We start from the raw sequence: 24,305 nt of genomic DNA, 5'->3' as shown, positions 1-24,305 counted from the left end.
AGCCGTCAGTCGGCCGGACGGCCGCTCCGGCAAGTGCCGAAAGGCCGCCGGGGAGGAAAGTCCGGGCTCCCTTGACATACGGTGCCGGATAACGTCCGGCGGGGGCGACCCCAGGGAAAGTGCCACAGAGAACGAACCGCCCGCCGTCGCCCCTTCGGGGCTTTGGCGCGGCAAGCCCTCGGGCCTGCCGTGCCGTAGCAGCGCAAGCTGCGTAGGCAGGTAAGGGTGAAAAGGTGCGGTAAGAGCGCACCGCGGCTGCGGCAACGGAGCCGGCATGGTAAACCCCACCGGGAGCAAAACCGAATAGGGACGGCGTAGCGGGCTGTTCGCGAAAGCGATAACGCCGCGGGGCGATGTCAGGCCCGCCGTCCGGGTAGGTTGCTCGAGGCCCTGTGCAAACATGGTCCCAGAGGAATGGCCGTCACGTATCGTTCGCGCAAGCGGACGGTGCCTTACAGAACCCGGCTTACAGGCCGGCTGATATCTTTCAACGAGGGGCTCGGTGTTAATGCATCGGGCCCCTCACCATTTTGGCTCTCTATCCGACGATCTTCTCCAGGACCGCCATCAACGCCTCCGGCGCCGTGACATTCGGTGCATGGCTCGCGTCGAGTTCGAAAGTGCGCCAGCCATCCTCGCTCTTGGTGCGCTTCGCAAACTGTCCGAACACGTCGCCCGGCGGAATGCGCGTGCAATAGATGTAGCTGCGCGGCATCGCCGGCTCGCCATGTTCGAGTTTCAGCTTCGTCTCGAAACATTTGATCGGCATGTTGATCCGGCGGGCGTTGAGCCAGTCGAGATCGGCCGGCGGCGTGTCCGGCGGCGGCGGGTTCGGCGGGATGCGGTAGCCGTCGCCTGAGCCAGCTGCCTTGCGCATCGGCTCGCGCCCGCCCTCATGGAGATCGAACAGCGATTGGCCGTCACGCGGCACGAAGGCGTCGAGATAGATCAATTGCGTCACCCGCTCGCGCGCGCGATCGGCGACACCGGTGGCGACCATGCCGCCATAGCTGTGGCCGAGGAGCACGATGTCCTCGAGATCCTCGAACCTGATGACGTTGAGAATGTCCTGGATGTGCGTGTTGAGATCGATCGCGGGACTGGCCAGATGCGCGCGCTCGCCGAGCCCGGTATAGGTCGGCGCAATGAGGCGATGGCCGGCCTTTGCCGTCAACGGATGCATCTTCTTCCAGGCCCACCCGCCGGACCACGCGCCGTGACAAAGCAGGAAGGTTTTTGAGCGTGCGGCCATCGGCGTTTCCATCGTTCTTGTTTGTACGATGGAGTGTAGCGGCCGGTCCCGCGATGTAAACGCTACGGCCCCTTAAGCCGCGCGCGCGTTCACCTTCACGAGGACGGCTGCAGGCCGACCGGCTTCGCGCCGCAGCTTGCCCGCCTCAAAACCATGCATGCCGATCTGCCATTGCAGCCCGACGATGGCACCCTTGGTCGGCTGCAACAGCGCGAGCGAAGCGAACAACGTCACCGGCAGCCACACCACCAGTTGCAGCCAGACGGCCGGCGCATAGGCGGTCTCGACCGCGAGGATTGCCGGCACCACGAGATGGCCGACGACGACCATCACGAGATAGGCCGGGAAATCGTCGGCGCGCTGGTGGAACAGCTCCTCGCCGCAATGGTCGCAGGTATCCGCCACCTTCAGGAAACGGCCGAACGCGTGCCCCTCGCCGCAATTGGGGCATTTGCCCAAGAAACCGCGCCACATCGCTTTCGTGAGAGAGACTGAACCGGTCGCCATGACCCCACCTCTTCCTTTTCTACGATCCATACAATAATATCTTGTATCCATACATTCAAAGGATATGGGCCTTCATTGCATGGATTGGACCCCTACAATCTCGGAGCTGAGCGGGCCGCGCTATCAGCGCATCGTCGAAGCCATGGAGGCCGATATCGCCGCCGGCCGGCTGGTGCGCGGCCAACAATTGCCGACGCAGCGGGCGCTGGCAAAGGCGCTCGGCATCGACCTCACCACGGTGACACGCGCCTACACCGAGGCGCGGCGCCGCGGCATCATGGAGGCCCGGGTCGGCCAGGGCTCGTTCGTGTCGGAGACCAGCGCGCGCCGCGTGGTCGATCTGCCGCATCCCGTCGCGATCGACCTCTCGATGAACGTGCCGCCGCAACCTCTCGAAGCGCAGCTCGACGAGCGCATCATCGCCGGGATGGAAGCCATCCGCGCGCAATCGGGCCTGACCGCGCATCTCAACTACCAGCCGCCCGGCGGCAGCGCACACGAGCGCGAGGTCGCGGCGCGATGGATGCGCCCCCGCGTGCCGCATGCCCATGCCGACAGGCTCGTGATCTTTCCCGGCGCACAGACGATCCTGTTCAACCTGCTCGCCCACCTCGCCCGGCCCGGCGACATCGTGCTGACGGAAGCCCTCACCTTCCCCGGCATCAGGGCCGCCGCCGCGCGCCTCGGCGTCAGACTCGTCGGCGTCGCGATGGATGACGGCGGCATCCTGCCAGAGGCGCTGGCAAAGGCTTGCCGCACGCATAGACCGAAAGCGGTCTATCTCATTCCGACGCTGCACAATCCGACCACCGCGACGCTTCTCCCCGAGCGCCGCAGCGCCATCGCCAAGATCATCAACGATGCCGATACGATTCTGATCGAGGACGATGCCTACGGGCTGCTCGATCGCTCGGCATCGCCGATCGCCAATCTCATTCCGGATCAGACATATCTCGCGACCACGCTGTCAAAATGTATGGCGCCCGCACTACGGGTCGCCTATCTAGTGACGCCCGACGGCAGCTCGCAGCGGGAGATGCGTAGCTCTTTGCAGGCGACGGTGCAGATGCCGGCGCCGCTGATGGTCGCGCTGGTGACGCATTGGATCGAGACCGGGATCGCCGACCGCATCATCACCGCCATCAGAAGCGAGGCGATCGGCCGCCAGCAGCTCGCGCAACGGGCGCTCAAGGGATTTGAGTTCCAGGCCAAGCCCGCCGCGCATCATCTGTGGCTGCGGCTGCCGGAGGACCGTCCCGATGTCGCGGCGCATCTGCTGCGGAATGGACTGGCAGTCGTCGCCGGCGAGGCCTTCACCGTCGACGGGACCGCACCACACGCGGCACGCGTCTCGCTAGGCGCGGCGCGCAACCGGGCGGAATTGACGGAGGCGCTGCGCATCCTCATGAGCGCGCTGCACAGGCCCGCCGACACCCGGCAGATCGTCTAGCAAATACCTATCGATGCTGCCGGCGATGGTGGGAGCGCACGACCGGCGCAACAGCCGATGGATAAGCTTGCGATGCGTAGGCATCGCTCGGCTGGCCGAGAGCCCCGCGCGCGGCGGGCGTGAGCTGGCCGCCATTCAGAACGTCGCGGTCGGGATGGGCAGCCTGATAGGCCGCAGGCTCGGAAAACTGGGCCTGCGCCATGGTCGGCATCAAGGCCGCCGCCGACACTAGTGCGGCCGCGACGGCAATCTTCGTGCGGGTCATCGTCCTTCTCCATATCTCATTCGGGAGACTGGCCGATCGAACCGCATGATGGCGTCGAGCGGGCCCCCAGTTTGAAGTACGAGCGTCATGTAGGCCTGTCTTTCGCGAACGCCCGCTGCTGGGGATCACGCTTGCGTGCGGTTTTGAAATTGACCTGCACGGCCGCAGCTGTGCTATGCGAGCGATGGCGATCAACAGTTCGGGATCGTCAAGATAACAGGGACAATCTGTTGGAAATACTCACCTACGGGCTGCTGCTGCTCGGCGCACTGGCCGGGGGCTTCGTCTCGGGCCTTGCCGGTTTCGGCACGGCGCTGATGGCGCTCGGCATCTGGCTCTACGTGCTGCCGCCCTCGCTCGCGGTGCCCCTGGTGCTGATCTGCTCGGTGATCGCGCAGAGCTCGACGCTGCCGTCGATGTGGAAGAGTTTTGATCTCTCGCTGGTCTGGCCGTTCCTGATTGGAGGACTGATCGGCGTGCCGCTGGGCACCATGCTGGTCGCCTCCGCCGATCCAAAAGTGTTCAAGCTGAGCGTCGGCGTGCTGATCCTTGTTTTTTCGACGGCTCTCTATCTGAACAAGCGGCCGCTCGCCGTCACGTTCGGCGGCCGCATTGCCGACGGCGCGATCGGTTTTGCCGGCGGCATCTTGGGTGGCCTTGCCGGACTGTCGGGGCCACTTCCGATCCTGTGGGCAAACATCCGAGGCTGGAACAAGCACGAGCGGCGCGGCATCTTCCAGCTCTTCAATTTCACCGTGCTCGGCGCCGCCTTGGTGTTGCAGACCGCCTCGGGCCTCGTCGCGTTCAAGGTGGTCTGGCTCGCAGTGATCGCATTTCCGGGCACGCTGATCGGCGCATGGGCCGGCGCGCGCGTCTATCATGCGCTGAGCGACAAGCATTTCGGCGATGTCGTGCTCGGTCTGTTGTTCCTGTCGGGCCTCGGCCTGGTCTGGAACAGTTTGGGCACGCACTAACTCCGTATTGTCTTCGCGGCGAGCGCCATGCCGCCGGCAATGCCGACGCCAAGCACGTAGATCCAGCCCTCGGCGAAATCGAACAGATGCGAATTGAGCAGCGAGGACAGCATGTTCTGCACCACGACCAGAAGGCCGACCCAGCAGGCCAGCCCCTCTCCGCGAAACAGCGAGAGGTGCGCGAACCAGAGCGCATAGAGGATCACGACGCCCGACGCGCCCCACTGCACGGCGACATTGAGCGTCTGGTTGTGGGGATCACCGACGATTTCCGCTCGAACCCCGCTCTCGCCGACAGCCGCGCGCGCGAACAGGCCGCGGATCGCCCCGGTGCCGTGACCGAGCAGCGGCGCGTCCGCGGTGAACGCCAGCGATTTGCGCCAAAACTCCAGTCGTGACCCCATGCCGCTGACATCATTGCCGGCGATGCTGACCTCATAGTCTCCGTTGAATTTGGCGACTGTTGCGCGCAGACGCGGCGAGGCGGTCCACAGCAGCACGGTCAACAGCCCCATCGCGCCGACGGCGAAGAGTGCGGTGCGGCGGCGCAAATGCAAAAGCGCGAAGACCACGATCAGGATCGGCAGCGTCACCAGCGCTGTCCGCGAGACCACGACGAACATCATGTTGGCGAGGAATCCGATCGCGAGCGCCACGAACAGCGCCGCGACGCGGTAGCGGCCTCGTCGCAGCAGCGACACGCTCGGGTAGACCAGCGCGATCGCACAGAGCGCGAACTCCTGGCTCTGGTCGATATAATTGCGCACCGCGATCCCGCTTTCGACCTTGTAGGGCCCGCGCGACAGATAGAGTTTCAGCGACAATGCGGGATCGACGGCGACGGCGAAGGAATAGAGCATCAGTGCCGTGCAGGATACCAGGAACGCGGAAAACACCCAGCCGCCAAACGGCCAACGCTCGAACTGGTAGATCAGAAGCGGAATTACCAGCAGCTTCGCCGCCGGGCCGATCGCATGGATTCGGTCCGGCCACGGCGCATCCGACCAGAGCGTGCCGATAGCGGCGAGTAGGACCAGCGCAATCGGCAGCAGGCAGATTGCCCGAAGCAGCGAACGCGGAAATTCGCGAAGGTCGAGGAACGCGAACGCGATCAGCCAGGGAATGAGCGCGAAAATGAGCCCGGTCGTGGTCCACGGCAACAGCAACGCGATCAGCGCGACGGAGCGGGCTGGCGTGCGATAGCGTGCCGCCCAGATCGCGGCGAGCCAGGAATTGGGCCGCTGCTCGTTCAACACCTCGGTCATTTGGCCCCTGCAGCCGATCCCCACGGCGCGGCAAGTTTGCCGGAGCCGTGGGGCGGGGACAAGCGAACGCTACGCTGGCGCGCGTACAGGAGACGCCACGCGCTTGGGCGCAGCCGGCTCCGGGGACTTCTCATGCCGGAGCGTGGCAAGGCGCTTCCTGAATTCACGCCGTAGCAGCCACAAGCTCAGGGCCGCCTGCAGCGTGGTTGCCGCGATCGACAGGTACCAGACGTGCTCGATCCGGAAGCCCGGCCGCGTCGACAGCCAGATCGTCGGCAGCGAATAGGTGAGCACGCGCGTTGCCGAACTCCACAGCACCGGCTTGGTATTGCCGAGGCCCTGGAACATGCTCGAGCAGGTGAAGATCACGCCCTGCGCCACCATGTTGAGCGAGATGATCCGCAGGAACAGGAACGCGATCTCCATGGTTTCCCGGTCGTTCGAGAACCCCGAGAGCAGGAGCTGCGGCTTCAACTGCGCGAGGCACATGAAGCCTATCATCACGACACTGGTGATCAGCGCCGCCTTGACGAAGGTTTCGCGCACGCGCTCGCCTTTTCCGGCGCCCATGTTCTGGCCGGCGATCGGCCCAGCGGCGAGCGCAACTGCAAGCCCCGGCATCTGGATCAGGCCCAGGACCCGTTGTCCGATCCCGAAACCGGCCTGCGCCGCCGCACCGAAATCGCGCAGCACGAAATAGACCACCGCCATGAGGATGAACATCATCGCGAACTCGCCGCCGGCAGGCAGGCCGACATTGAGGATGCGCCTCAGATGCTGCGCCTGCGGACGCCACTGCGCCGGATTGAAGGCGACATAGCGTTCGACCTTACGAAAATGCGCAAGCAGCATCACGACGCCGATCAACACCGCGATCGAGCTCGCCAGCCCCGCACCGGCAACGCCGAGCGCATAGCCCGTGCCCAAGCCCGCGATCAGAACCGGCGCCAGCGCGATGTTGATGGCCACCGCAAGCGCCTGCACCAGCATCGTGGGACGCACGATGCCGGTAGCGCGCAGCGCGGATCCCATCACCTGGCTCGCGAATTGCAACGCGAGCGCCGGCATGAACCACAGCAGATACGTGGTCCCCGCCTCGATCGTGGCTTCGTCCGCGGCGATCGCATGCATGTAGGCGCGCGACAGCGCCGCGCCTGCGACCAGGGTCAACAGTCCGAACAGCACCGACAGCACGATCGCCTGATTGAAGATCAAATTGGCATCCGGCCGATCCTTGCGTCCCACGGCATGCGCGATCAACGACACCGCGCCGACGCCGAGCACCTGCATCAGCGCGTTGATGAGAAAGCCGGCATTGCCGGCCGCCGCCACGCCCGCGACCGCGGCATCGCCCAAGCCCGAGACGAAGTACAGATCGACCAGCTGGCAAAGCATGATCGTGACCATACCGACCATGATCGGCGGTGCCATGCCCAGAATGTGCTTCGCGACGGAGCCGTTGGTCAGGTCTTTCATGTCACCCATCCTTGACCGATTCCTTGGCGACGCGGCCGACATTGGTCCGCCGGCCGCGCGCCACTCATTCCGCTGCTGCGACCTGTCCGAGCTCCACCACCTGGCGCTCGAACAGGCCGCGATAGATGCCGCCGGGCCTGGCCGCGAGCTTGGCATGCGTGCCTTGCTCGACGATCTCGCCGCGGTCGAACACCAGGATGCGATCGAGGCTCTTCACCGTCGAGAGCCGGTGCGCGATCACGATCGAGGTGCGGCCTCGCATCAACCGCTCCATCGCCTGCTGGATCAGCGCCTCGGATTCCGAATCGAGGCTCGAGGTCGCTTCGTCCAGGATCAGCACCGGCGCGTCCGCCAGGAAGGCGCGCGCCAGCGCCACGCGCTGTCGCTCGCCGCCGGAGAGCTTGACGCCGCGTTCGCCGACCAGCGTGCCGTAGCCCTTGGGCAGGCGCACGATGAAGTCGTGCGCATTGGCCAGCCGTGCCGCCTGCTCGATCGCCTCCAGGCTGGCGCCGGGCCGGCCATAGGCGATGTTCTCGGCGAGCGAGCGGTGAAACAGGATCGGGTCCTGCTGCACGATCGCGATCTGGCTGCGCAGCGAATGCTGGGTGGCCTTGGCGATGTCTTGCCCATCGATCAGAACGCGGCCGCCGGTGACGTCGTAGAGCCGCTGCACCAGCTTGACGAAGGTGGTCTTGCCGGAGCCGGAGCGGCCGACGAGACCGACGCGTTCGCCGGCGCGGATCGTGACCGACAATCCGTCATAGAGCGGCGCGTGATGGCCGCCATAATGGAACGTGACGTCGTCGAACACGAGCTCGCCGCGCTCGATCGCGATCGACCGCGCGTCCGGCGCATCCGCAATCCCGATTGGCTCGTCGTGGATCGCCACCAGCTCCTCCATGTCGTTGACCGAGCGCTGCAGGTTGTTGATGTGCATTCCGACGTCGCGCAAATAGGCATGGATGACGTAGTAGCTCGTCAGCACATAGGTGACGTCCCCGGGCGAGGCCCGCCCCGACATCCACAGCAGCACGGCGCCGCCGATCACGGAGGCGCGCAGGGCCAGCAGCACCGAGAGCTGCGCCAGGTTGGTGTAGTTGTAGCGCAGCCAGGTCCGCCGCACGCGCACGCGCCAGCGGTTGACGACACGGGCAAGCCGCGCATCCTCGCGCGCTTCCGCGCCGAACGATTTCACCACCGCGTTGCAGGTCAACGCATCCGCCAGCGTGCCGCCGACCTTGGTGTCCCAGGCATTGGAGATGCGCGCGGCCGGCGCGATGTAGCGCGTCGAGAACAGCACCGTCATCGTGACATAGGCCAGCGCGCCCAGCGCGATCACCGCGCCAAGCGAGGCCCAGTGCAGGCCGAGCAGGATCATCGACCCGATCAGCACCAGCAGCGACGGCGCCAGCGCCATCAAGATGGTGTCGTTCAACAGGTCGAGCGCCCACATGCCGCGGGTGACCTTGCGCACCGTGGATCCCGCAAAGGAGTTGGCGTGCCAGTCGGTCGAGAACCGTTGCACGCGCATGAAGGCTTCCTGCGCGACCTCGGACATGATCTTTAGCGAGAACGGCACGATGGCCTGGAGGCCGGTCAGCCGCAGCACCATGGAGGCTGCGCCCAGCGCCACGATACCGCCCAATGCCATCAGCGCCGCGTGCCGCGCGGCGGAATCGGATGGGCCGCGCGTCAGGGCGTCGACCAGATGTCCGGAGAAGACCGGCATGAACAGGTCGGCGATGGTCGCACCCAACAAGCCGCCGGCGACGATGAGGGTACGCCCCGGCTGCTTCAGCCAGTGCCGGAACACGAAGGGCAGCACCACGCGTATCGCCGCGGGCCTTTTTGACAGAGCGGTCATGGCATCATCCGGCCGCTTATGGCGCGGGCCGGCTCCATTGATGGACGCAGGCCGGCCGCGAGGGCCGAGACGGCGTCACTTAAAGTTGGTTTTGACTTGGGAAGCGGGGCGATCGGGACCAGGAGCCCAATCGAAGCTGGCGGAAGAGGCCTCTAGGAGGCCGAGCACATACCGAGCCAGAACATCATCGAGCGCGGGCGTGCGATCTGCGAATGCGACGAAATCATGCAAATCCTCCCGGTTCGATGGAATGAGGTGCGCTTTATAGATGTGTCAGCGGTGATTTGCAACGGGGCTCGCGCGAGATCACGCACGAGTGTTGCAAATTAGTGCGCGTCGCCGCTGGCGCCGAACGGCGAGGCCGGCCTCTTCAACAGTGTGACGAGCAGGGTGAGGCCGAGATAGAACAGCGTCAGGATGAAGAAAGCATCGCCGAAGCCCATCACCACGGCCTGGCGATGCACGAGCTGGCTGAGCTGCTTCATCGCCATCAGCGTGGAATCGCCAAGCCCCTGAAACTTCTGCATGAACATGGTCAGGGTTTCGGTCGCGGTCGCGTTGCCCCAGGTCACACGCTCCTGCAGGCGCGTAATGTGCAGATCGGTGCGGTCATTGAGCACGGTGTTGATGACGGCGAGACCTACGGCACCGCCGAGATTGCGCATCAGGTTGAAGAGGCCCGAGGCGTTCTTCACCCGGTCGGGCGCCAGCGTGCCGAGCGCGATGTTGTTGGTCGGCACCATCGCGAACATCATGCCGATGCCGCGCAGGATCTGCGGAATCAGCAACTCATAGAAATCGTAGTCGCGCGTGATCCAGGTCATCTGGTAGGAGCCGAGCGCGAACACGACGAGCCCGAACGCGATCATGTAGCGCATGTCGTACTTCGCCATGAGACGCCCGACCACCGGCGCGATCAGGAACATGGTGATGCCCGAGACGAACATGGTCTCGCCGATCATCAGTGCGCTGTAGCCACGCACTTCGGCGAGGTAGCGCGGATAGATGTAGGTCAGGCCGTAGAGGCCGATGCCGATGCAGAACTGAAGGACGCAGCCGATCGCGAAATTGCGGTTGGAAAAGGTGCGTAGATTGACGATCGGCTCGGCCGCCGTGAAGACGCGCCAGAAGAAGGCGATCGCCGAGATGCCGCAGATCCAGGCGCAGATCGCGACCGAGGGGTCCTGCATCCATTCATATTGCGGGCCTTCCTCCAGCACGTATTCCAGCGTGCCGAGGAAGCCGGCCATGAACAGCAGCCCCCACCAGTCGAAACGGTCGAGCAACTCGAAATGCGGCTCGTCGAAATCGACCAGCGCCAGCACGCCGATGGTGATGCCGATGCCAGGCACGATGTTGATGAAGAACAGCCAGTTCCAGGACATCAGGTCGGTGATGTAGCCGCCGACAGTTGGCCCGATGGTCGGAGCCAGCGTTGCGACGAGCCCGATGATGGGACCGACGATGTGGAATTTGGTGCGTGGGAAGACGGTGTAGGCCGAGGCGAACACCGTCGGGATCATGCCGGCGCCGAGAAAACCTTGCAGCGCGCGCCACAGGATCATCTCCTCGATGGTGGTGGCGAAGCCGCAGAGCAGGCTCGATGCGGTAAAGCCTGCCGCCGAGATTGCGAACAACAGCCGCGTGCCGAAGGCGCGCGACAAGAATCCCGACAGCGGGATCGCGATCACTTCGGCGATCAGATAGGCGGTCTGGACCCAGGAGACCTCGCTAGAGCTTGCCGACAGGCCGGCCTGGATTTCACTCAGGGACGCCGAGACGATCTGGATGTCCAGGATCGACATGAACATCCCGAACACCATGATGATGAAAGCGAACAGCCGCTTCGGCGCGATGCGCTCCGAAGCGGGGTCCGCCATCATGGCAGGTGAAGCGGTCGTGGCGTTCGCCATGGTCTGACCTCGCGGCGCAGGCGCGCTACTGCGGATGGATCATGGTGGCGTCGTCGAGATCGACCTCGCTGTCGGCGTCGGCCGCGCCCTTGTTGGTGTCGACCGTTGCAGTGACCGACATGCCGGCGCGGAGCAGGTTTTGCTTCGCGACCGACTTCGGCACGCGGATGCGGACCGGCACGCGCTGCACGATCTTGGTGAAGTTGCCGGTGGCATTGTCAGGCGGCAGCAGCGTGAACACCGAGCCCGCGCCCGCTGCGATGCTGTCGACGACACCGGAGAACTTGCGCATGCCGTAGGCATCGACCTTGATCGTCACAGGCTGGCCGGGGCGGATGCGCTTGAGCTGGGTCTCCTTGAAATTGGCGTCGATATAGACGTGATCGAGCGGCACGACGTTGCCGAGCCGCTGGCCAACCGCGACGAAATCGCCGGCACTGACGAGGCGGTTCGAGAACGTGCCGTCGACCGGCGCGCGCACCGCGGTGAAAGCGAGATCGCGCTCGGCCTTGGCCAGCGTGGTCTTGAGCTCGGCGAGCTGCGCCTGCGCTTCGGCTTGCTGCGCCTTGGCGACGTCGACATTGCTGAGCGCGACATCGTAGGCGGCCTGCGCGGCCTTGACCGCGGCAGCGCCCTGGTCGCGTCCGGCTTCGGAGCTTTCGAAGGTGGCGCGCGAGGCAAAACCCTTGTTGCTCAGCGCCTGCTGGCGCTCATAATCGAGGTCGGCGCGCTTGAGGCCGGCTTCGGCGGAGACGAGTTGCGCCTTGGCCTGCGCGACCTGGCTGTCGAGCGCCGCGACCTGGCGGCCGATGCGATCGATGGTGGCCTGCTGGGTCGCGATCCTGGTCGCGGCGGCGTCGACGGCGATCCTGTAGTCGCCGTCGTCGATGCGGAAGACGATGTCGCCAGCGCGCACCGTCGTGTTGTCGCCGGCGAGGATCGAGGAGACGTGGCCAGCCACGCGCGCGCCCAGCATGGTGTTGTTGGCGCGGACATAGGCGTCGTCGGTCGCGACGTAGAAGCGGCCGACCAGCGTGTAGTAGCCGGCATAGCTCGCGGCCGCGAGCGCCAGCACGAGGCCTACTCCCATCATCACGAATTTGCGCTTGCCGGACTTCGGCGCGCCGGCGGCGGGCGCGTCTGGGGCTGCGGCCGGCTTGTCGGTCACGGGCTTCTCCGGCGCCTCGCTGGGACGGCGCTTGGTTTCCTCGGCCACATGAGAGCGCAACTGCTCGGCGAGAGCCACAGACGTCTCGGTGGCAGCGTCACCACCCGCGGGCGCCGGCGTCTCCACGGCGTCCGGGCGAAGGACGCGCGCAGCCTGGTCTCTCACTACGGCCATGGAGGCCTCCCCAAAAAAGCGCGATGAGGGACAACCCGCCCTACGGCCGGTTCCCTCTCACCCATCCCAAATATCATTGACCGAACGGTTCGGTCAATATAGATAATACCCGAACGGACCCTACCGGCCCGAATCCTTTATTTCGGTTTCATCACCTTGGACCGATGCAAAAACTTTCCGAGACCCTGAACCAATGGTTGTAGCCGGCCGCGAACATCTCCACGTCGTCCAGGAGGAGGACAGCTCCAAACGCCGCCAGATCCTGGACGGGGCCCGCAAGGTGTTCATGGATCTCGGGTTTGACGGTGCCAGCATGGGCGAGATCGCCCGCGCGGCGCAGGTCTCCAAGGGCACGCTTTACGTCTACTTCGCCGACAAATGCGCGCTGTTCGAAGCGATCCTCGAACAGGAGGCGCTCCAGCACGGTCAGGTCGCGTTCAATTTCGATCCGGCACGCGATGTTGAAACCACGCTGAAGGATTTCGGCCGGGCCTACAACCGTCTGCTGTGCCGGCCCGGCGGCGGATCGGCGATCCGCACCGTGATGGCGATCGCCGAGCGAATGCCCGATCTCGGCCGCCGCTACTATGCGCGGGTGCTGGACAAGTCGATCAACCGCCTCTCCGACTATCTCAAAGCCCACGCCGCCGCCGGCGATCTCGAAATCGACGATTGCGATCTGGCGGCGTCGCAGTTCATGGAACTGTGCAAGGCCTCGCTGTTCCTGCCCTTCGTCTTCCAGGCCGCGCCCGCACCGTCGGAAGAGCGCATGAGCGAAGTCGTCGACAGCGCGACGCGGATGTTCCTCGCGGCGTACGGGGCGAAGTAGCGGCAAGTCGGGCCTGCGTTGCAGGCCGCTCCGGCGGCATTATATTCGGGCTCATGTCCCGTGATCTCCGCCCGCCCGTCGATATCCTCCATTACGAGATTGTCCAGGAACAGGCCTCCGCGCTCGGACGGATGGGCCGCACGCTCGAACAGGCGCTGGCGCGCCTGCGCGAGTTCGACGCCGCCCATGCCCTCCCCGAGGTGCCGGCCGCGATGCAGCCGGCCCGACGCAAGCTGGTGATGGAAGCCGGCCACGCGCTCTGGATGTTGGTGGTGCAGCGTGAGGCATCCGGCTTGCGCGACAGCCGCCACATCATGCGGACCTACAATGTCCCGGCCGAGGTGCAGTGCTGCATGGGGCTGGTGCCGGCAGCGTCGAAGCCGGCTCGAAAGTGATTTTCTACGGTGCCTGGCGCTAGACAAGGCCGTTACCACGGCGATGATTACGATGGATGCAAGGGCCTAGAAAGAGGCCAAAAGCTCTATCATGTGCGGGCGCCTCGCGAGCGGGCCCCCACGACCGAAAACGCCATCCACTCCGAACGGCCGCTTCGGCACCGCTCCTGATGATGGCAATACGTTTCGATCGCCGAGGTAGCAACAGCTACGCCAAACCTTCATCGGGAATATTGAGAACAGCGCCGCATGCTTTGCAATGCACGGCATCGCTCTCATGCCGCTGCAGTCCGCAAGTTGGGCAAGGAAATCTGACCTTGTTCGGACTCAACAATGCGCGCGCAAGATTGAAGAACAGGGTTACGCCGAAAATCATGATCACGACGGTTATCAAACGACCTATTGTGCCTGGCAAGGTGATATCGCCAAATCCAGTCGTCGTCAGCGCGGTCACAGTGAAATACAGCGCGTCAGCATAATTCCGAATCTGATCGTTACGAAACTTCTGGGTCTCGTAGACTATCCCCGTCATGACAAATATGAAAACCGCAAGATTGGTGACGGCAAAGATGACCTCCTCGTTGCGACGGAAGAATGAGGAATCCATGCGCAACCTGGCGAGCATCTGGTAGTCACGAAGCAGTCCCAGTGTCCGCAAAATCCGCAGAAAGCCGCCAGCCTCGCCAGCGAGGGGCGCCAGGAATGAAACGATGGCGACCATGTCAGCCCATGTCGAGAGGCGGCCAAACTTTCGAAGCGGATGCCGGTGGGCGAGTAGCCGTGCTGAAAAATCGGCCAATATCATTGCGCCGAATAGCAGGTCGAAGGTTTCGATGATCTCACTGGGGTGCAGGAACGACGTCCCGATGATGAACAGTATGGTCACAACATCAAACGCGAGCAAAGCATAGCGGAAACCAACGGCGCTGGGCGTTGTACCCTCGTAGAGGCGACGGACGCGGCTTCTCAGGGAGGTGTGGTTCACAGCTGCCATGCTCGCAGTTTGCACAGATGATTGCAGCTGGGACAACCCTCGCACCCTGGGAGATCTAAGTCAGTGCGACGAGTTCGAGCTAGTTGACGCTTCCGTGACAGTCCGCAGCACCAGCGTCAGGTGGCTGTTACCGGGATGGATTGTCGTCGGCACAACCTCGATGCTATCGGCTACAAGTTCGCCTGCTTTCTTCCACTGAAACGCAGCGCCGGATCTGCTGTAGACATTCACCCTTTTTGTTTCTCTTCCGCGCTTCTTCCATCCGAGCTTTTGGAGCGTTCTTCGAAGCGGTCAGCGCCCTTCGCTAAATCGTGTCCCGTCTTGCTCTCGTTTTTCGCTTCGTCCTTAGCAGCCGCCTCGCGCAGGCCTTCAGCGGCGCGTTCCCCAGCTTTTGATGATTTTCGTTCGTCATCCATGTGAAGCACCTTTCCTGATAAACAACACGCTTCTCCAGGACTAATCCGTGCCTGTCCCAGATTGGCCATAACAAACTTCAACCGGATCGCTTGGAGATTGTTCCAGTTCGGTTGAAGCTAGTGCGTTTGCTGGCCCAAAGCTGATGTCAGACGAGCCGCGCAGTCCCTGTGCGCTAAAGGACTATCGAAGATTACAAACAGCACGTGCGCTCCGGTCACAGGCGCTCATCATGCTCAAGGCGGAGACTTCCGTTGCGTCGGTAAGCTGACCCTACTGGTCCACGCCTACTGCTACCTGCTTGCGGAGCGCGGCGAGATCGTTGACGACCATCTTGGTCGGGCCGGTCCAGATGATGCCGTCGTCCTGGAGGCGGCTGAGGATCAGGCTGATCGACTGGCGCGTCGCGCCGATCATGCGCGCGAGATTGGCCTGCGTGATGCGGCCGAGCGATATCGGGCCGCTCTCGTCCTGGGCCGCGTTCTCGCACAGCTTGACCAGCAGCAGCACCAACCGTTCCGCCGCCTTCTGCCCGGCCAGCGTCTGCGCCAGCATCGAATAGGTCTCGCCCTTGAAGCCGAGGCACTCGATCAGCGCGACTGCGAACGGCGGCGACTGCGCGATCAACCGGCGGACCGCATCCTGGTCGAGATGCAGTGCTTCGACGCGCCCGAGCGCGCGGGCCGACCAGCTGTGGCGGTGATCGCCGAGGATATAGGGCGCGCCGACGAAGTCGCCGGCCTCCCAGGTCGACAGCATCAGTTCGCGCCCCTGCGTGCCGGCATGGGTGCTTTCGACGATCCCGTTCAGGATGATGTGGATGCCGTTTGCGGGCTCGCCCTCCCGCAGCAGATATTCGCGGTTCTGGTAGGTCGCGAGCCTGCCGGTTCGCATCACCAGCTCCAGATCGGGCTTGTCCAACGCCTTCAGCACATAACGTCCGGTCCCGGGCCGTGGCAGTTCGGCGCGCGGCTCAGCTGGATCGGCCACCTCATGCGCATCGCTGCGCCCCACGATCGGTCTCCCTTCGAGTGACGGCTCGAAGGCTAGGAGGTCTCCGCTCGGATTGCAACGCGGCGCAGATGTTCTGGCTCGGCCGAAGCCCCCATGAAAGCGCAAGCCAGATCGGTGAGCAGGCGCTCCCGGCCGGCCGGCGCCAGGAACGTGATGCCATAGGGCACGCCGGCTACGGTGACGGCGTTTGGAACGGCGATGGCGGCCAGCCCAAGCGGGTTGGCGTAGTTGGTGTAATAGCCGTTGTTGAAGTTGGCCGTCAGCGGATCGCGCGCGACGTCGTCGATGCTCAGCACGGTGCCGACCGTCGGCACGACCAGCGCATCATGAACTTGCCAGAAATCGCGCAGCGACCGCTGGACCTCCTTGACCTTGTAGAGCGCACGATAGGCGTCGGCCGCCGTGAACTTGCGGCTGCCGATGACGAGGTCGCGCACGATCTTCACGCCCGCCTCCGGGTTGGCGTCGAGGAATGCGCCAACCGAGACGTCCCGCTCGGCGAGGAAAGGTCCGAAAAACATCAAATCGTTGACCGAAATGAACGGCGCGAAATCGACCAATGCGACCGACAGATCGAGCTGCCGCAGCTTGCGGAGTCCATCGCCGAACAGCGCCTCCGTCTCCGCATTGCCGAAGAACCTGAGCTGATCCGGACGCGGCGTTGCGATGTTGAGCGGCCGCGCCGGAGATGCCTGCTCCGTCCATCCGGCGAAATCCACCGGTGAGAAACAGTCCTCGACATCGCGCCGCGCCAACACGCGATAGATCTCGTGGCCATCGCGGGGATCGCGCGTGTAGAGCGAGATGGTATCGAAACTACGGCACGCGTAGACCATGCCGCGCTGACTGAAGGCGCCGGGCGCCGGCTTGAAGCCGGTCACGCCACAATAGGACGCCGGCACCCTGCCCGATCCGCCGGTATCGGTGCCGAACGCAAAGGACGAGGTGCCCGTCGCGACCGATACCGCTGCGCCCGAGCTGGAGCCGCCGGGGATGTAGTCGGGGTTGTGCGGGTTGCGGGCGATGCCATAGGGCGAGCGCACGCCGACGAGGCCGGTCGCGAACTGATCCATATTGGTTTTGCCGAGATAGATCGCGCCGGCGGCGATGGCGTCGGCAACAACCGGGCTCGTGTCTTTCGCGGTGTGGGCGAATTCCGGGCAGGCCGAGGTGGTCTGCTCGTCGGCCACATCGATACAATCCTTGACCGAGAACACGAGGCCGTAGAGCGGCAGCTCGCCGATCTCGCCAATGCGGGCATCGAGCGCGCACGCCGTTGCCATGACGCTTTCGGGATTTGCCGTCGAGATCCAGACGCCGCTCTGGTCGGCGTCATCGAGGCGCGACAACACGTGCGCGGCGACATCGGACGGCTTGAGCTCGCCGCGGCGATAGGCGGCGCGGAGGTGGCGAGGTGCGAGATTCATGTCGGTCACGTGCTTGCAGGAATTGACAATGTGCCGGCGAGGCAAGCCCGCCGGCACCGACCCTAGCGGCCGATCACCTTCTCCAGATAGGCGGGCTGGATGAAGGCTTCGAAGTCGGCGCGCGGCAGCAGCTTCGGCAAGCGCTCCTGCTTCACCAGGAAATCGGCGGTCGAGATCAGCGTGTCGACGAACTTGCCCTTTTTCGCGGATGTGCCGAGATACTCCTCCGTGAGCTGCGTGCTGCAGGGGATCATCCCGGTGCCCTTCATCATTCGCTGCGCGTCCTCGAGAGGCAGCGAAAGCTCTTCCGCGATGATTTCGGCAGTCTTCTCCGGGTTCTTCAGCCAGAAATCGATGCCTTCGCATTCGGCCTTGATGAACTTGTCGACGTAGGATGGATACTTCTCCGCGAACGCATTCATGACGACGCCGATGTCCCAGGTCGGGTAGCCGCGCTTGGCCATCTCGCCCGAGGTGACGAGGATCTTGCCGCCGTTCTTCACGGCCTTGCCGAGATTCGGCTCCCAGAACCAGGCCGCGTCGATGTCGCCGCGAAGCCAGGCCGCCGCGATGTCCGACGGCGCGAGGTCCAGAATCTTCATCGAGGCGGGATCGACACCCTCCTCCTTGAGCGCCTGGAGCAGGAGGTAGTGCGTCGTGGAGCCGAACGGCGCCGCCACCGTCTTGCCCTTGAGGTCCTTGAGCGAGGTGATGTTCTTGTCGGCGCGGACCACCATCGACTCGACGTAGTCGAGCATGTTGATCACCAGGATGCCCTTGATCGGCAGGGAGCGCGTCGCGCCGATCGCGGTCGGCGGGTTGCCGAGGCCGCCGAAGTCGACGTCGCTGCCGGCGATCGCGCGCAGCATGTCGCCGCCGCCGCCGATCTTGACGTATTTGATGTCGACGCCCGGCATCTCCTTGGCGAGCAGGCCAAGATGCTTGGTGACCAGTTGCGCATTCACCAGGTTCAGATAGCCGACGGTCACCTTCGCCGGCTTGTCCTCGGCGCGGACTGCGGCCGTGAGCGCCAACGTGGTTACCGCGAGCGTCGCAATCAGTCTCTTCATGGAGGTCTCCCCTACGATCAGAATTGGATTCAGGCCCACGGCATCAACAGTTTCGCGATGCCGCGCATCATGAGGTCGAGCACGACGCCGGTGAGACCGAGCACGATCAGCCCCATGATCACGACGTCGGACAGCAGGAACTTTGCGGCGTCCCAGATCATCCAGCCGATGCCGGCGGAGGCCGCGACGATTTCGGCGGCGACGAGAACGGTGTAGGTGAAACCGAGCGAGATGCGCATGCCGGCGAGAATCAGCGGTCCCGCCGCCGGCAAATAGACGTGAAACAGCAAATGGCGCCGGGTCGCGCCGAGCGACTGGGCGGCGCGCACATAGACCGGGTCCACGCTGGTGACGGCCTGGATGGTCGAGATGACGATGCCCGGCAAACCGGCAAGAAACAGCAGCGACAGCTTCGAGCTCTCACCGATGCCGAGCCACATCACCAGCAGCGTATAAAGTCCGAGCGGCGGCAGTGGCCGGTAGAACTCGATCAGCGGATTGAGCAGCGCGCGCGCGTTGCGCGACACGCCCATGAGGACGCCGAGCGGGATGCCGATCAGGCAGGCCAGCGTGAAGGCCGTGAGGATGCGATAGAGGCTTGCGCCGAGATGCTGAAGCAGGGTCGCGCCCTGATATCCCTTCGTGATCGTCTTGACGAACGCGGCCCAGACCGCCTGCGGCTTCGGCAGGAACAGCTCGTTGGCCCAGCCCATCTCCGTGACGATGGCCCAGCCGGCCAGCAGCACGGCCACGGTCAGCGTCGAGAGCAGCACCGATCGCGAGACCTTCGGAAGCCGCAGCCGGAAGCTGCCGCGTCGGGTGCGATCCGGCGAGATTGGAATCGTCATGTGGGTCGCCTCGACGCTCATGTCCGCACTCCCAGGATCTGCATGATGGTCAGCGCGTAGATCCGCGTCGCCATCACCGACTTGGTGATCGAGATGTTCTCGTTGTCGACGGCCCAGCCGTCTTCTCCGGGACCGAACGTCACCGCATTGATTCCAGCTTCGCGGAAGCGGATCGTGTCGTTGAAGGCATTCTTGCGGTTGACCCCGGGCTCGCGGCCCATCAGACGCCGGTAAACCGCGCGGAGGGAGCGGCAGGGCTCCTCCTCGATTGGCACCGGTTCGGTGGCGTTGACGAACAGCGAGCCCGGCACCTGGCGCACCTCCACCTTGACGTCGTTCACGCCCCCAAAAGTGTCCCGTCCGAGACGCTCGATATCCGCAATCACGCTCGACAGCGTCATGCCGGGCACGATGCCGACCACGGCAAGCGTGATGGTGCAGGCATCCGGCGAGAACTGCATCTCGCCAGGCAGGCCGGACCGAATGCGCACCACGGCGCAGCAGGGCGGCGTATGTCCCATGAACTTGCTGGGGACATGCGTGAACGCCATGTCCTTCAGTTTCGGCAACAGCTTTGCCGCTTCCATGATGGCGTTGACGCTGATGTCCGGCCGCCAGATGTGCGACTTGATGCCGTGAACGGTGAGCTCGATCAGGCAGTGGCCGGAATTGGCCACCGACAGGTTCATGCCCCAGTCCTTGTTGACGTCACCCCAGGCGGTCGGCTCGGCGGTGATCTCGTAGTCGGCGGTCAGGCCGACCTTGTTCAGCATGTAGATGGAGCCCTCGGTGCCGTTCCGCTCCTCATCGACGGTGTAGCAGCACATCAAGGTGCCATCGAACTTCACGCCCGCTTCGGTCAGGGCCTGCACTGCGAGCAAGGATGCAGCGAGGTTTCCGCGCGTGTCGGACGTGCCGCGCGCATAGAGCAGATCGCCGTGGCGCGTCGCCTTGAACGGATCGAAATCCGTCATGTGCCATTTCTCGGGCTCGACGGCAGGATAGGTGTCGAGATGGTCGTTGAGAATGAGCGAGGGGGCGCCGTCCCGTCCCTTGAGCACGCCGAGCACGTTCGGCCGGTGCGGCTGCGCGCTGTGCTTGGTGACCTCCATGCCGAGCGCTTCGAGCTTGCCCGCGACCAGCATCGAGATCGCCTCTTCCTCGGCGGGCGGCAAATCGGGATCCAGCGGATTGCCGGAACGGGGCTGGCCGGTGCGGATCAGCTCGGACGCGAGTTCAAGCCAGCGCTCCTCCGTGATGCGCGACAGCACGCGCTGTTCGAGATCCGAATAAGGAGGGGTGACAGGCATCTGCATGACGGGATCCGCTGGCTCACGGCGCCGGCAGCGCCGCTTCGTGGCAGCCTCCTCATTGCAGCGACCGTGCCAACTACCGGAAATGCCGGCCGCGGCACAACTGTGTCTTTAATTTCAACAGCTTAGGCAGGAATTGCGGGTGCGCAAATTTTTGCGCCCGAGCTGCGCTCTGCTGAAGTCGCGACGCCGGCTGAACAGGCTGGGGTCAGCGCGAGGCCGTCCGGCGTGGGGGCGTAGCCTGCATGGAGCGAAGCTGAATGCGGGAACGCCTTGCCTGGATTGCGCTTCGCTCCATCCAGGCTGGCTCCACGCGCAATCCTCAATCGTCGGCGTACTCGTCCTCTTCGTGTTTTCGCGCCATGCTCTTGCGCGTACCGAGCGAGCCGGTCACGGAGGGATCGCGCGCATTCGCATAGGGATTGCGCCCGCCCGCGCGCGCGGCGACCTCTTCGCCGGAAACGGCGGCGGGCTGGCAGATCAGGCGGCGGCTGGCCCGGCGCATCAGATCGACGTGGATGTGATCGTAATGATAGACGTTCGAGCCCGGCGCCAGCACCGTGGTGAAATGCACGCACGCGCCCGACTGCACGTCGCGCAAGAATCCCTGCTCTTCCGGCATGCCGCGCCAGCCATCCTTCACGGTGACGCGGCGGCCGTCGGCGAGCACGAAGGCGGCGATGTCGAGCGCATTGCCGAAGGCGTGCTCGGAAATATGGGCATGCGAATTGCCGTTCATGCCGCGGCAGGAATAGGCGGAGATCTGCTTGATCTCCGCGACGCGGCTGCCGAACCAGCGCATCGCCGAGGGCTGCACGGTGTCGGCAAGCCAGCGGTCGAGCTCGGACACGATCGGACAGGCCAGCGTCGCAACCGGCTTGATCGCAACAGGGCCGACGGCGGTGACGGGATTGCCCTGTGCCGGACCAAGACGCGGCGGCGGTTGCTGCGCGGGCGCCTGCGAGTAGGGCGCCGGCCGCGCCGGATAGCTCGGCGCATTCATGTAGCGCGACGCGCCTGCGGCATCGGTGCCCTCAGGCGGCAGATCGATCTCGTCTTCCTGCTGCGCCACACCGGGCGCATTCAGAGGCATTGGACCAGGGGAAGCGCCATAGCCGGAGGGCTGGCGCACCGCGGTCTCGGGATAGTTTGAGCGTTGCGGATAGGACGATGCCGGATAGTTCTGGCTCTGCGGGTAATTCGATCGGGGCTGCGTCACCGGCCAGCGCGGCTGGTTGCCGATGCTCCCGGGTGGTCGCAAATCCTCATCGGCAAAGCCGTAACTGCTCGAGCCTTCGCCGAGGGCGGCGACCTTGAGCGGAAACTCCGCGCCGCACATGCCCGGCCCGGAAATCGGGTCGATGCGGACGAGATCCGGCCCTTCTTTCACCGCGCCTGATTTCAGGCATGCGGCTTCGGCCTCGGCCCGCCACGGTTCACGTTCGGCCTGGAAGACGCCGCGTCCGCAACCCGCTAACGAAACAAGGACGATGGAGCCGACGAGATACAAACGAACTCCGCGCGTCATGCACGCACGTTCGGTGAATTTACTTAAAGACTCTTCAACGTGTTGATTTCAGTGTTCTTTAACCATGTCGGCCGGCGCCAGCAGGAGCGCTGCCGGTGACGAGCGACAGCAAGGCTGACTTTTTCGAAAAGAGACTCTCTGTTAACCATGATCCTCTCGCGCAAGGCGGCGCGACAGCGGGAGCGACCTCATGACGTTCGCCGGGAGACTGAGCGTTATCACCGCGTACCTCGCCATGGCCTTTGTCGGTGCCATCGTGCTAGGCATGATCTAGCGGCTTCAGCCGGAGGTATCGAACGCTTCCCTTACGACCGCGCGCTCCACTGCCGCGACGTCGTGATCAGCTTCTCCGGCCGCTCTTCGGCTCGCGTCCAGTCGTTGCCGGAACACCAGAAATGGCCCAGTGCGCAGGCTTCGACGTGAAGCTTGCCGGAGCTCTTCAGCGTCATCCTCGCATAATAGGTACTGCCGCTGGAGCGGCTGTAGATGTTGCCGGTCCAGACGTCGTGCGTTTTCGGCTTCATGTTGACGAGCACGCTCTCGCCCCTGGTCGATGCTTCAGTCAGCGCGAAGCCGCACAGTGCAGGACCGCAGCGTTCGATGCGGACCGTGCCCTTGGCGCCTGCGCTCTCCCATTCGCCGAGCGGCAAATAGGAGAGTTCGTCGTCGCCGCGCTCAGGGCTCGTCACGGTCTGCTCGAGCTGCGGCCTTGGCGCGACGACGGGTGCCTCCATGCGCGGCGGATCGAGCGCGACGGTCTTCGGCGGATCCGTCTGCGGTAGCTCCACCCGTGGCGGATTGGAGCTTGGCGCCTGCGGCAGGACAATTGGCTGCGAGGTCGTTGAGGCAAGGACAGGAGCCGTCTGCGCCGTCGCAGGCGCGACCGCAATCGCTTGCGCTGGCCTGACCGGAGCCACGGGATAGAGCGGCTGCGGCGGCGGAAGCACCGGCGCAGGGGCTGGCGTCGTGTCGACGTCAGGCCGAAAGCTGCGATGGGAGGAAACCGAGACACAGGAAGCCGATCGGCAATCCCTGGGCGCCTCGACCTGAAATCGATGACCGCCAATCGAGAACGCGTAAGACCCGGCCTCGGCTGCGGGCGCAATCGCCAGCAGCGCGATCAATGTGCCAAGCGAAGTCACAAGCCGCGTCATCGGCGCCTCCCTCTGTGTGGCGACGACGTTACGCAAATGGAATCGCGACCGAATGTGCGCTGCGTCACCCAGCCGCGGCGAGCCGTTGTGACGTCTATCACAGAACGTCCGGCCAGCCCGGCGTAGGGTCGAACCACGCTTCATCCACCCGCGACTTCAGTCCCATCGGGACCACACATCTTCGGAGGTTGTCATGAACAAGCTCACCATCGCCGCCACCGCCCTCTTCCTCGCGTCCACCGCCGCCGCGCATGCCGGCAATGCGATCTCGTTCCAGATCGAAGGCCAGAACATCCGCATCGAGACGCCACGCAACTGCGCCTCGCTCAATTGCGTGACCATCGTCGCGCCGGGCCTCTCGGACAAGCCGATCAAGCTGAACAACATCAACCTCAAGGGCCTTGGCTCCAAAGACGATGACGTCGACACCACGCCGGCTCCTGCCACGACCGCGCAGCCCGCGCCGGCTCCGGTGCAGCAGCATCCCGTGCAGCAGCCCCCGGTGCAGGCGACTGCGCCGGCAGCGCCCGCTATCGCAGCACCGAGCACGACGGTTGCCGCTGTTCCGTCCGTCGGTTACGACGCCACGACGCAGACCGCGCCCGTTGCGGCTCCCGCTCCTGCGCCCGCGCCGGTCGCGGTTGCTCCGGCCCCGGTGCCCGCCGCGCCTGTCGCGGTTGCCAACACACCGATCGGCGTCTGGGCCACCGAAGAGAACAAGGGCAATGTCCGCGTCGAACAGTGCGGCGTCAATCTCTGCGGCTACGCCGCAAAGACCAACGAGCGCATCCTGATCAACATGAAGCCCGACGGCGCGAAGTGGAGCGGCCGTATCCACGATCCCGACTCCGGCCGCAATTACGACTCGACGATCGCGATGAAGGGCCCGAATGCAATGCGCGTGCAGGGCTGCGCCTTCGGCGGCATGTTCTGCGGCGGCCAGACCTGGAAGCGCGTGAGCTGACGCCGCAGGCGTCGTCTCCAACACATGCACATTCTTCGTCATGCCCG

Annotated in this window: 22 protein-coding genes and 1 other RNA gene; 6 read left to right on the top strand and 17 right to left on the bottom strand. The window is 64.5% G+C overall.

The window, feature by feature from the left end; translation table 11 throughout:
• Positions 1–5: 5 nt before the first annotated feature.
• Positions 6–485: RNase P RNA component class A (gene rnpB, locus RX329_RS11140), an RNA gene on the top strand.
• Between the two features lie 53 nt (positions 486–538).
• Here the strand turns inward: rnpB and RX329_RS11135 are convergent.
• On the bottom strand, positions 539–1,252 hold the full coding sequence (locus RX329_RS11135; RefSeq protein WP_085385427.1) for an alpha/beta fold hydrolase: 714 nt from the start codon (positions 1,250–1,252) through the stop codon (positions 539–541).
• 72 nt (positions 1,253–1,324) lie between these two features.
• Positions 1,325–1,759 (bottom strand): DUF983 domain-containing protein, encoded by a 435-nt coding sequence (locus RX329_RS11130; RefSeq protein ID WP_240543943.1) that lies wholly within the window; start codon positions 1,757–1,759, stop codon positions 1,325–1,327.
• 79 nt (positions 1,760–1,838) lie between these two features.
• Here RX329_RS11130 and RX329_RS11125 point away from each other — a divergent pair, with 79 nt between their 5' ends.
• Positions 1,839–3,209 carry a PLP-dependent aminotransferase family protein gene (locus tag RX329_RS11125; RefSeq protein ID WP_085385396.1) on the top strand — a complete coding sequence of 457 codons (1,371 nt, stop codon included), beginning with the start codon at positions 1,839–1,841 and terminating at the stop codon, positions 3,207–3,209.
• A 7-nt stretch (positions 3,210–3,216) separates the two neighbouring features.
• Here the strand turns inward: RX329_RS11125 and RX329_RS11120 are convergent, their stop codons facing one another.
• Complete coding sequence (locus RX329_RS11120) at positions 3,217–3,474, bottom strand: hypothetical protein (RefSeq protein WP_018454225.1); 258 nt, start codon at positions 3,472–3,474, stop codon at positions 3,217–3,219.
• A 230-nt stretch (positions 3,475–3,704) separates the two neighbouring features.
• Here RX329_RS11120 and RX329_RS11115 point away from each other — a divergent pair, with 230 nt between their 5' ends.
• The gene (locus RX329_RS11115) at positions 3,705–4,448 is read left to right on the top strand and encodes a sulfite exporter TauE/SafE family protein (protein WP_085349094.1); all 744 of its coding nucleotides are present in this window, start codon (positions 3,705–3,707) and stop codon (positions 4,446–4,448) included.
• On the opposite strand, the gene RX329_RS11110 is transcribed toward RX329_RS11115, so the two are convergent.
• The 5 genes from RX329_RS11110 to RX329_RS11090 all read right to left on the bottom strand — a co-directional run bounded on the left by RX329_RS11110 (position 4,445) and on the right by RX329_RS11090 (position 12,308).
• On the bottom strand, positions 4,445–5,713 hold the full coding sequence (locus RX329_RS11110) for an O-antigen ligase family protein (RefSeq protein ID WP_085349095.1): 1,269 nt from the start codon (positions 5,711–5,713) through the stop codon (positions 4,445–4,447). The genes RX329_RS11115 and RX329_RS11110 overlap by 4 nt on opposite strands.
• A 69-nt stretch (positions 5,714–5,782) precedes the next feature.
• Positions 5,783–7,189 carry an MATE family efflux transporter gene (locus tag RX329_RS11105; RefSeq protein WP_085385395.1) on the bottom strand — a complete coding sequence of 469 codons (1,407 nt, stop codon included), beginning with the start codon at positions 7,187–7,189 and terminating at the stop codon, positions 5,783–5,785.
• Positions 7,190–7,253: 64 nt separating this feature from the next.
• On the bottom strand, positions 7,254–9,053 hold the full coding sequence (locus RX329_RS11100; RefSeq protein WP_085385394.1) for an ABC transporter ATP-binding protein: 1,800 nt from the start codon (positions 9,051–9,053) through the stop codon (positions 7,254–7,256).
• A 326-nt stretch (positions 9,054–9,379) separates the two neighbouring features.
• The gene (locus RX329_RS11095) at positions 9,380–10,966 is read right to left on the bottom strand and encodes a DHA2 family efflux MFS transporter permease subunit (RefSeq protein WP_085349098.1); all 1,587 of its coding nucleotides are present in this window, start codon (positions 10,964–10,966) and stop codon (positions 9,380–9,382) included.
• Between the two features lie 25 nt (positions 10,967–10,991).
• Entirely contained in the window at positions 10,992–12,308 is a 1,317-nt protein-coding gene (locus RX329_RS11090; RefSeq protein WP_085349099.1) for an HlyD family secretion protein, read from the bottom strand.
• 193 nt (positions 12,309–12,501) lie between these two features.
• On the opposite strand from RX329_RS11090, the gene RX329_RS11085 reads away from it, so the two are divergent.
• Both RX329_RS11085 and RX329_RS11080 read left to right on the top strand, forming a co-directional pair.
• Positions 12,502–13,137: a TetR/AcrR family transcriptional regulator gene (locus RX329_RS11085; protein ID WP_085385393.1), complete on the top strand. Its 636-nt coding sequence runs from the start codon at positions 12,502–12,504 to the stop codon at positions 13,135–13,137.
• Positions 13,138–13,190: 53 nt separating this feature from the next.
• Entirely contained in the window at positions 13,191–13,532 is a 342-nt protein-coding gene (locus tag RX329_RS11080) for a DUF6665 family protein (RefSeq protein WP_085385392.1), read from the top strand.
• 208 nt (positions 13,533–13,740) lie between these two features.
• On the opposite strand, the gene RX329_RS11075 is transcribed toward RX329_RS11080, so the two are convergent.
• The 9 genes from RX329_RS11075 to RX329_RS11035 form a co-directional block, all read right to left on the bottom strand.
• Positions 13,741–14,526 (bottom strand): potassium channel family protein, encoded by a 786-nt coding sequence (locus RX329_RS11075; protein ID WP_085385391.1) that lies wholly within the window; start codon positions 14,524–14,526, stop codon positions 13,741–13,743.
• Positions 14,527–14,753: 227 nt separating this feature from the next.
• Entirely contained in the window at positions 14,754–14,942 is a 189-nt protein-coding gene (locus RX329_RS11070) for a hypothetical protein (protein WP_085385390.1), read from the bottom strand.
• Positions 14,943–15,213: 271 nt separating this feature from the next.
• A complete protein-coding gene (locus RX329_RS11065) occupies positions 15,214–15,954 on the bottom strand; it encodes a Crp/Fnr family transcriptional regulator (RefSeq protein WP_085385389.1) in 741 nt (246 codons plus the stop codon).
• A gap of 32 nt (positions 15,955–15,986) precedes the next feature.
• The gene (locus RX329_RS11060) at positions 15,987–17,381 is read right to left on the bottom strand and encodes an amidase family protein (protein ID WP_085385388.1); all 1,395 of its coding nucleotides are present in this window, start codon (positions 17,379–17,381) and stop codon (positions 15,987–15,989) included.
• Positions 17,382–17,443: 62 nt separating this feature from the next.
• Entirely contained in the window at positions 17,444–18,451 is a 1,008-nt protein-coding gene (locus tag RX329_RS11055) for an ABC transporter substrate-binding protein (RefSeq protein ID WP_026232686.1), read from the bottom strand.
• A gap of 29 nt (positions 18,452–18,480) precedes the next feature.
• Complete coding sequence (locus tag RX329_RS11050) at positions 18,481–19,320, bottom strand: ABC transporter permease (RefSeq protein WP_085385387.1); 840 nt, start codon at positions 19,318–19,320, stop codon at positions 18,481–18,483.
• Positions 19,317–20,615: a M20 family metallopeptidase gene (locus RX329_RS11045; protein WP_085349107.1), complete on the bottom strand. Its 1,299-nt coding sequence runs from the start codon at positions 20,613–20,615 to the stop codon at positions 19,317–19,319. The genes RX329_RS11050 and RX329_RS11045 overlap by 4 nt, the downstream gene beginning before the upstream one ends.
• A 319-nt stretch (positions 20,616–20,934) precedes the next feature.
• Positions 20,935–22,140 (bottom strand): extensin family protein, encoded by a 1,206-nt coding sequence (locus tag RX329_RS11040; RefSeq protein WP_085385386.1) that lies wholly within the window; start codon positions 22,138–22,140, stop codon positions 20,935–20,937.
• A 305-nt stretch (positions 22,141–22,445) separates the two neighbouring features.
• Complete coding sequence (locus RX329_RS11035) at positions 22,446–23,294, bottom strand: DUF2147 domain-containing protein (protein WP_085385426.1); 849 nt, start codon at positions 23,292–23,294, stop codon at positions 22,446–22,448.
• 193 nt (positions 23,295–23,487) lie between these two features.
• On the opposite strand from RX329_RS11035, the gene RX329_RS11030 reads away from it, so the two are divergent.
• Complete coding sequence (locus RX329_RS11030) at positions 23,488–24,258, top strand: DUF2147 domain-containing protein (RefSeq protein ID WP_018454209.1); 771 nt, start codon at positions 23,488–23,490, stop codon at positions 24,256–24,258.
• The last annotated feature ends 47 nt before the right edge of the window (positions 24,259–24,305 follow it).

Origin of the sequence: Bradyrhizobium sp. BWC-3-1 (assembly GCF_032917965.1) — a bacterium.
Lineage (GTDB): Bacteria > Pseudomonadota > Alphaproteobacteria > Rhizobiales > Xanthobacteraceae > Bradyrhizobium > Bradyrhizobium canariense_D.
This window is presented reverse-complemented; position numbering and strand designations above follow the sequence as displayed.

Excerpts from the sequence above, each read along its gene's own strand:
- RX329_RS11135 (WP_085385427.1), bottom strand. The coding sequence starts at position 1,252 with ATGGCCGCACGCTCAAAAACCTTCCTGCTTTGTCACGGCGCGTGGTCC.
- RX329_RS11130 (WP_240543943.1), bottom strand. The coding sequence starts at position 1,759 with ATGGCGACCGGTTCAGTCTCTCTCACGAAAGCGATGTGGCGCGGTTTC.
- RX329_RS11125 (WP_085385396.1), top strand. The coding sequence starts at position 1,839 with ATGGATTGGACCCCTACAATCTCGGAGCTGAGCGGGCCGCGCTATCAG.
- RX329_RS11120 (WP_018454225.1), bottom strand. The coding sequence starts at position 3,474 with ATGACCCGCACGAAGATTGCCGTCGCGGCCGCACTAGTGTCGGCGGCG.
- RX329_RS11110 (WP_085349095.1), bottom strand. The coding sequence starts at position 5,713 with ATGACCGAGGTGTTGAACGAGCAGCGGCCCAATTCCTGGCTCGCCGCG.
- RX329_RS11105 (WP_085385395.1), bottom strand. The coding sequence starts at position 7,189 with ATGAAAGACCTGACCAACGGCTCCGTCGCGAAGCACATTCTGGGCATG.
- RX329_RS11100 (WP_085385394.1), bottom strand. The coding sequence starts at position 9,053 with ATGACCGCTCTGTCAAAAAGGCCCGCGGCGATACGCGTGGTGCTGCCC.
- RX329_RS11095 (WP_085349098.1), bottom strand. The coding sequence starts at position 10,966 with ATGGCGAACGCCACGACCGCTTCACCTGCCATGATGGCGGACCCCGCT.
- RX329_RS11090 (WP_085349099.1), bottom strand. The coding sequence starts at position 12,308 with ATGGCCGTAGTGAGAGACCAGGCTGCGCGCGTCCTTCGCCCGGACGCC.
- RX329_RS11085 (WP_085385393.1), top strand. The coding sequence starts at position 12,502 with ATGGTTGTAGCCGGCCGCGAACATCTCCACGTCGTCCAGGAGGAGGAC.
- RX329_RS11080 (WP_085385392.1), top strand. The coding sequence starts at position 13,191 with ATGTCCCGTGATCTCCGCCCGCCCGTCGATATCCTCCATTACGAGATT.
- RX329_RS11075 (WP_085385391.1), bottom strand. The coding sequence starts at position 14,526 with ATGGCAGCTGTGAACCACACCTCCCTGAGAAGCCGCGTCCGTCGCCTC.
- RX329_RS11070 (WP_085385390.1), bottom strand. The coding sequence starts at position 14,942 with ATGGATGACGAACGAAAATCATCAAAAGCTGGGGAACGCGCCGCTGAA.
- RX329_RS11060 (WP_085385388.1), bottom strand. The coding sequence starts at position 17,381 with ATGAATCTCGCACCTCGCCACCTCCGCGCCGCCTATCGCCGCGGCGAG.
- RX329_RS11055 (WP_026232686.1), bottom strand. The coding sequence starts at position 18,451 with ATGAAGAGACTGATTGCGACGCTCGCGGTAACCACGTTGGCGCTCACG.
- RX329_RS11050 (WP_085385387.1), bottom strand. The coding sequence starts at position 19,320 with ATGAGCGTCGAGGCGACCCACATGACGATTCCAATCTCGCCGGATCGC.
- RX329_RS11045 (WP_085349107.1), bottom strand. The coding sequence starts at position 20,615 with ATGCAGATGCCTGTCACCCCTCCTTATTCGGATCTCGAACAGCGCGTG.
- RX329_RS11040 (WP_085385386.1), bottom strand. The coding sequence starts at position 22,140 with ATGACGCGCGGAGTTCGTTTGTATCTCGTCGGCTCCATCGTCCTTGTT.
- RX329_RS11035 (WP_085385426.1), bottom strand. The coding sequence starts at position 23,294 with ATGACGCGGCTTGTGACTTCGCTTGGCACATTGATCGCGCTGCTGGCG.
- RX329_RS11030 (WP_018454209.1), top strand. The coding sequence starts at position 23,488 with ATGAACAAGCTCACCATCGCCGCCACCGCCCTCTTCCTCGCGTCCACC.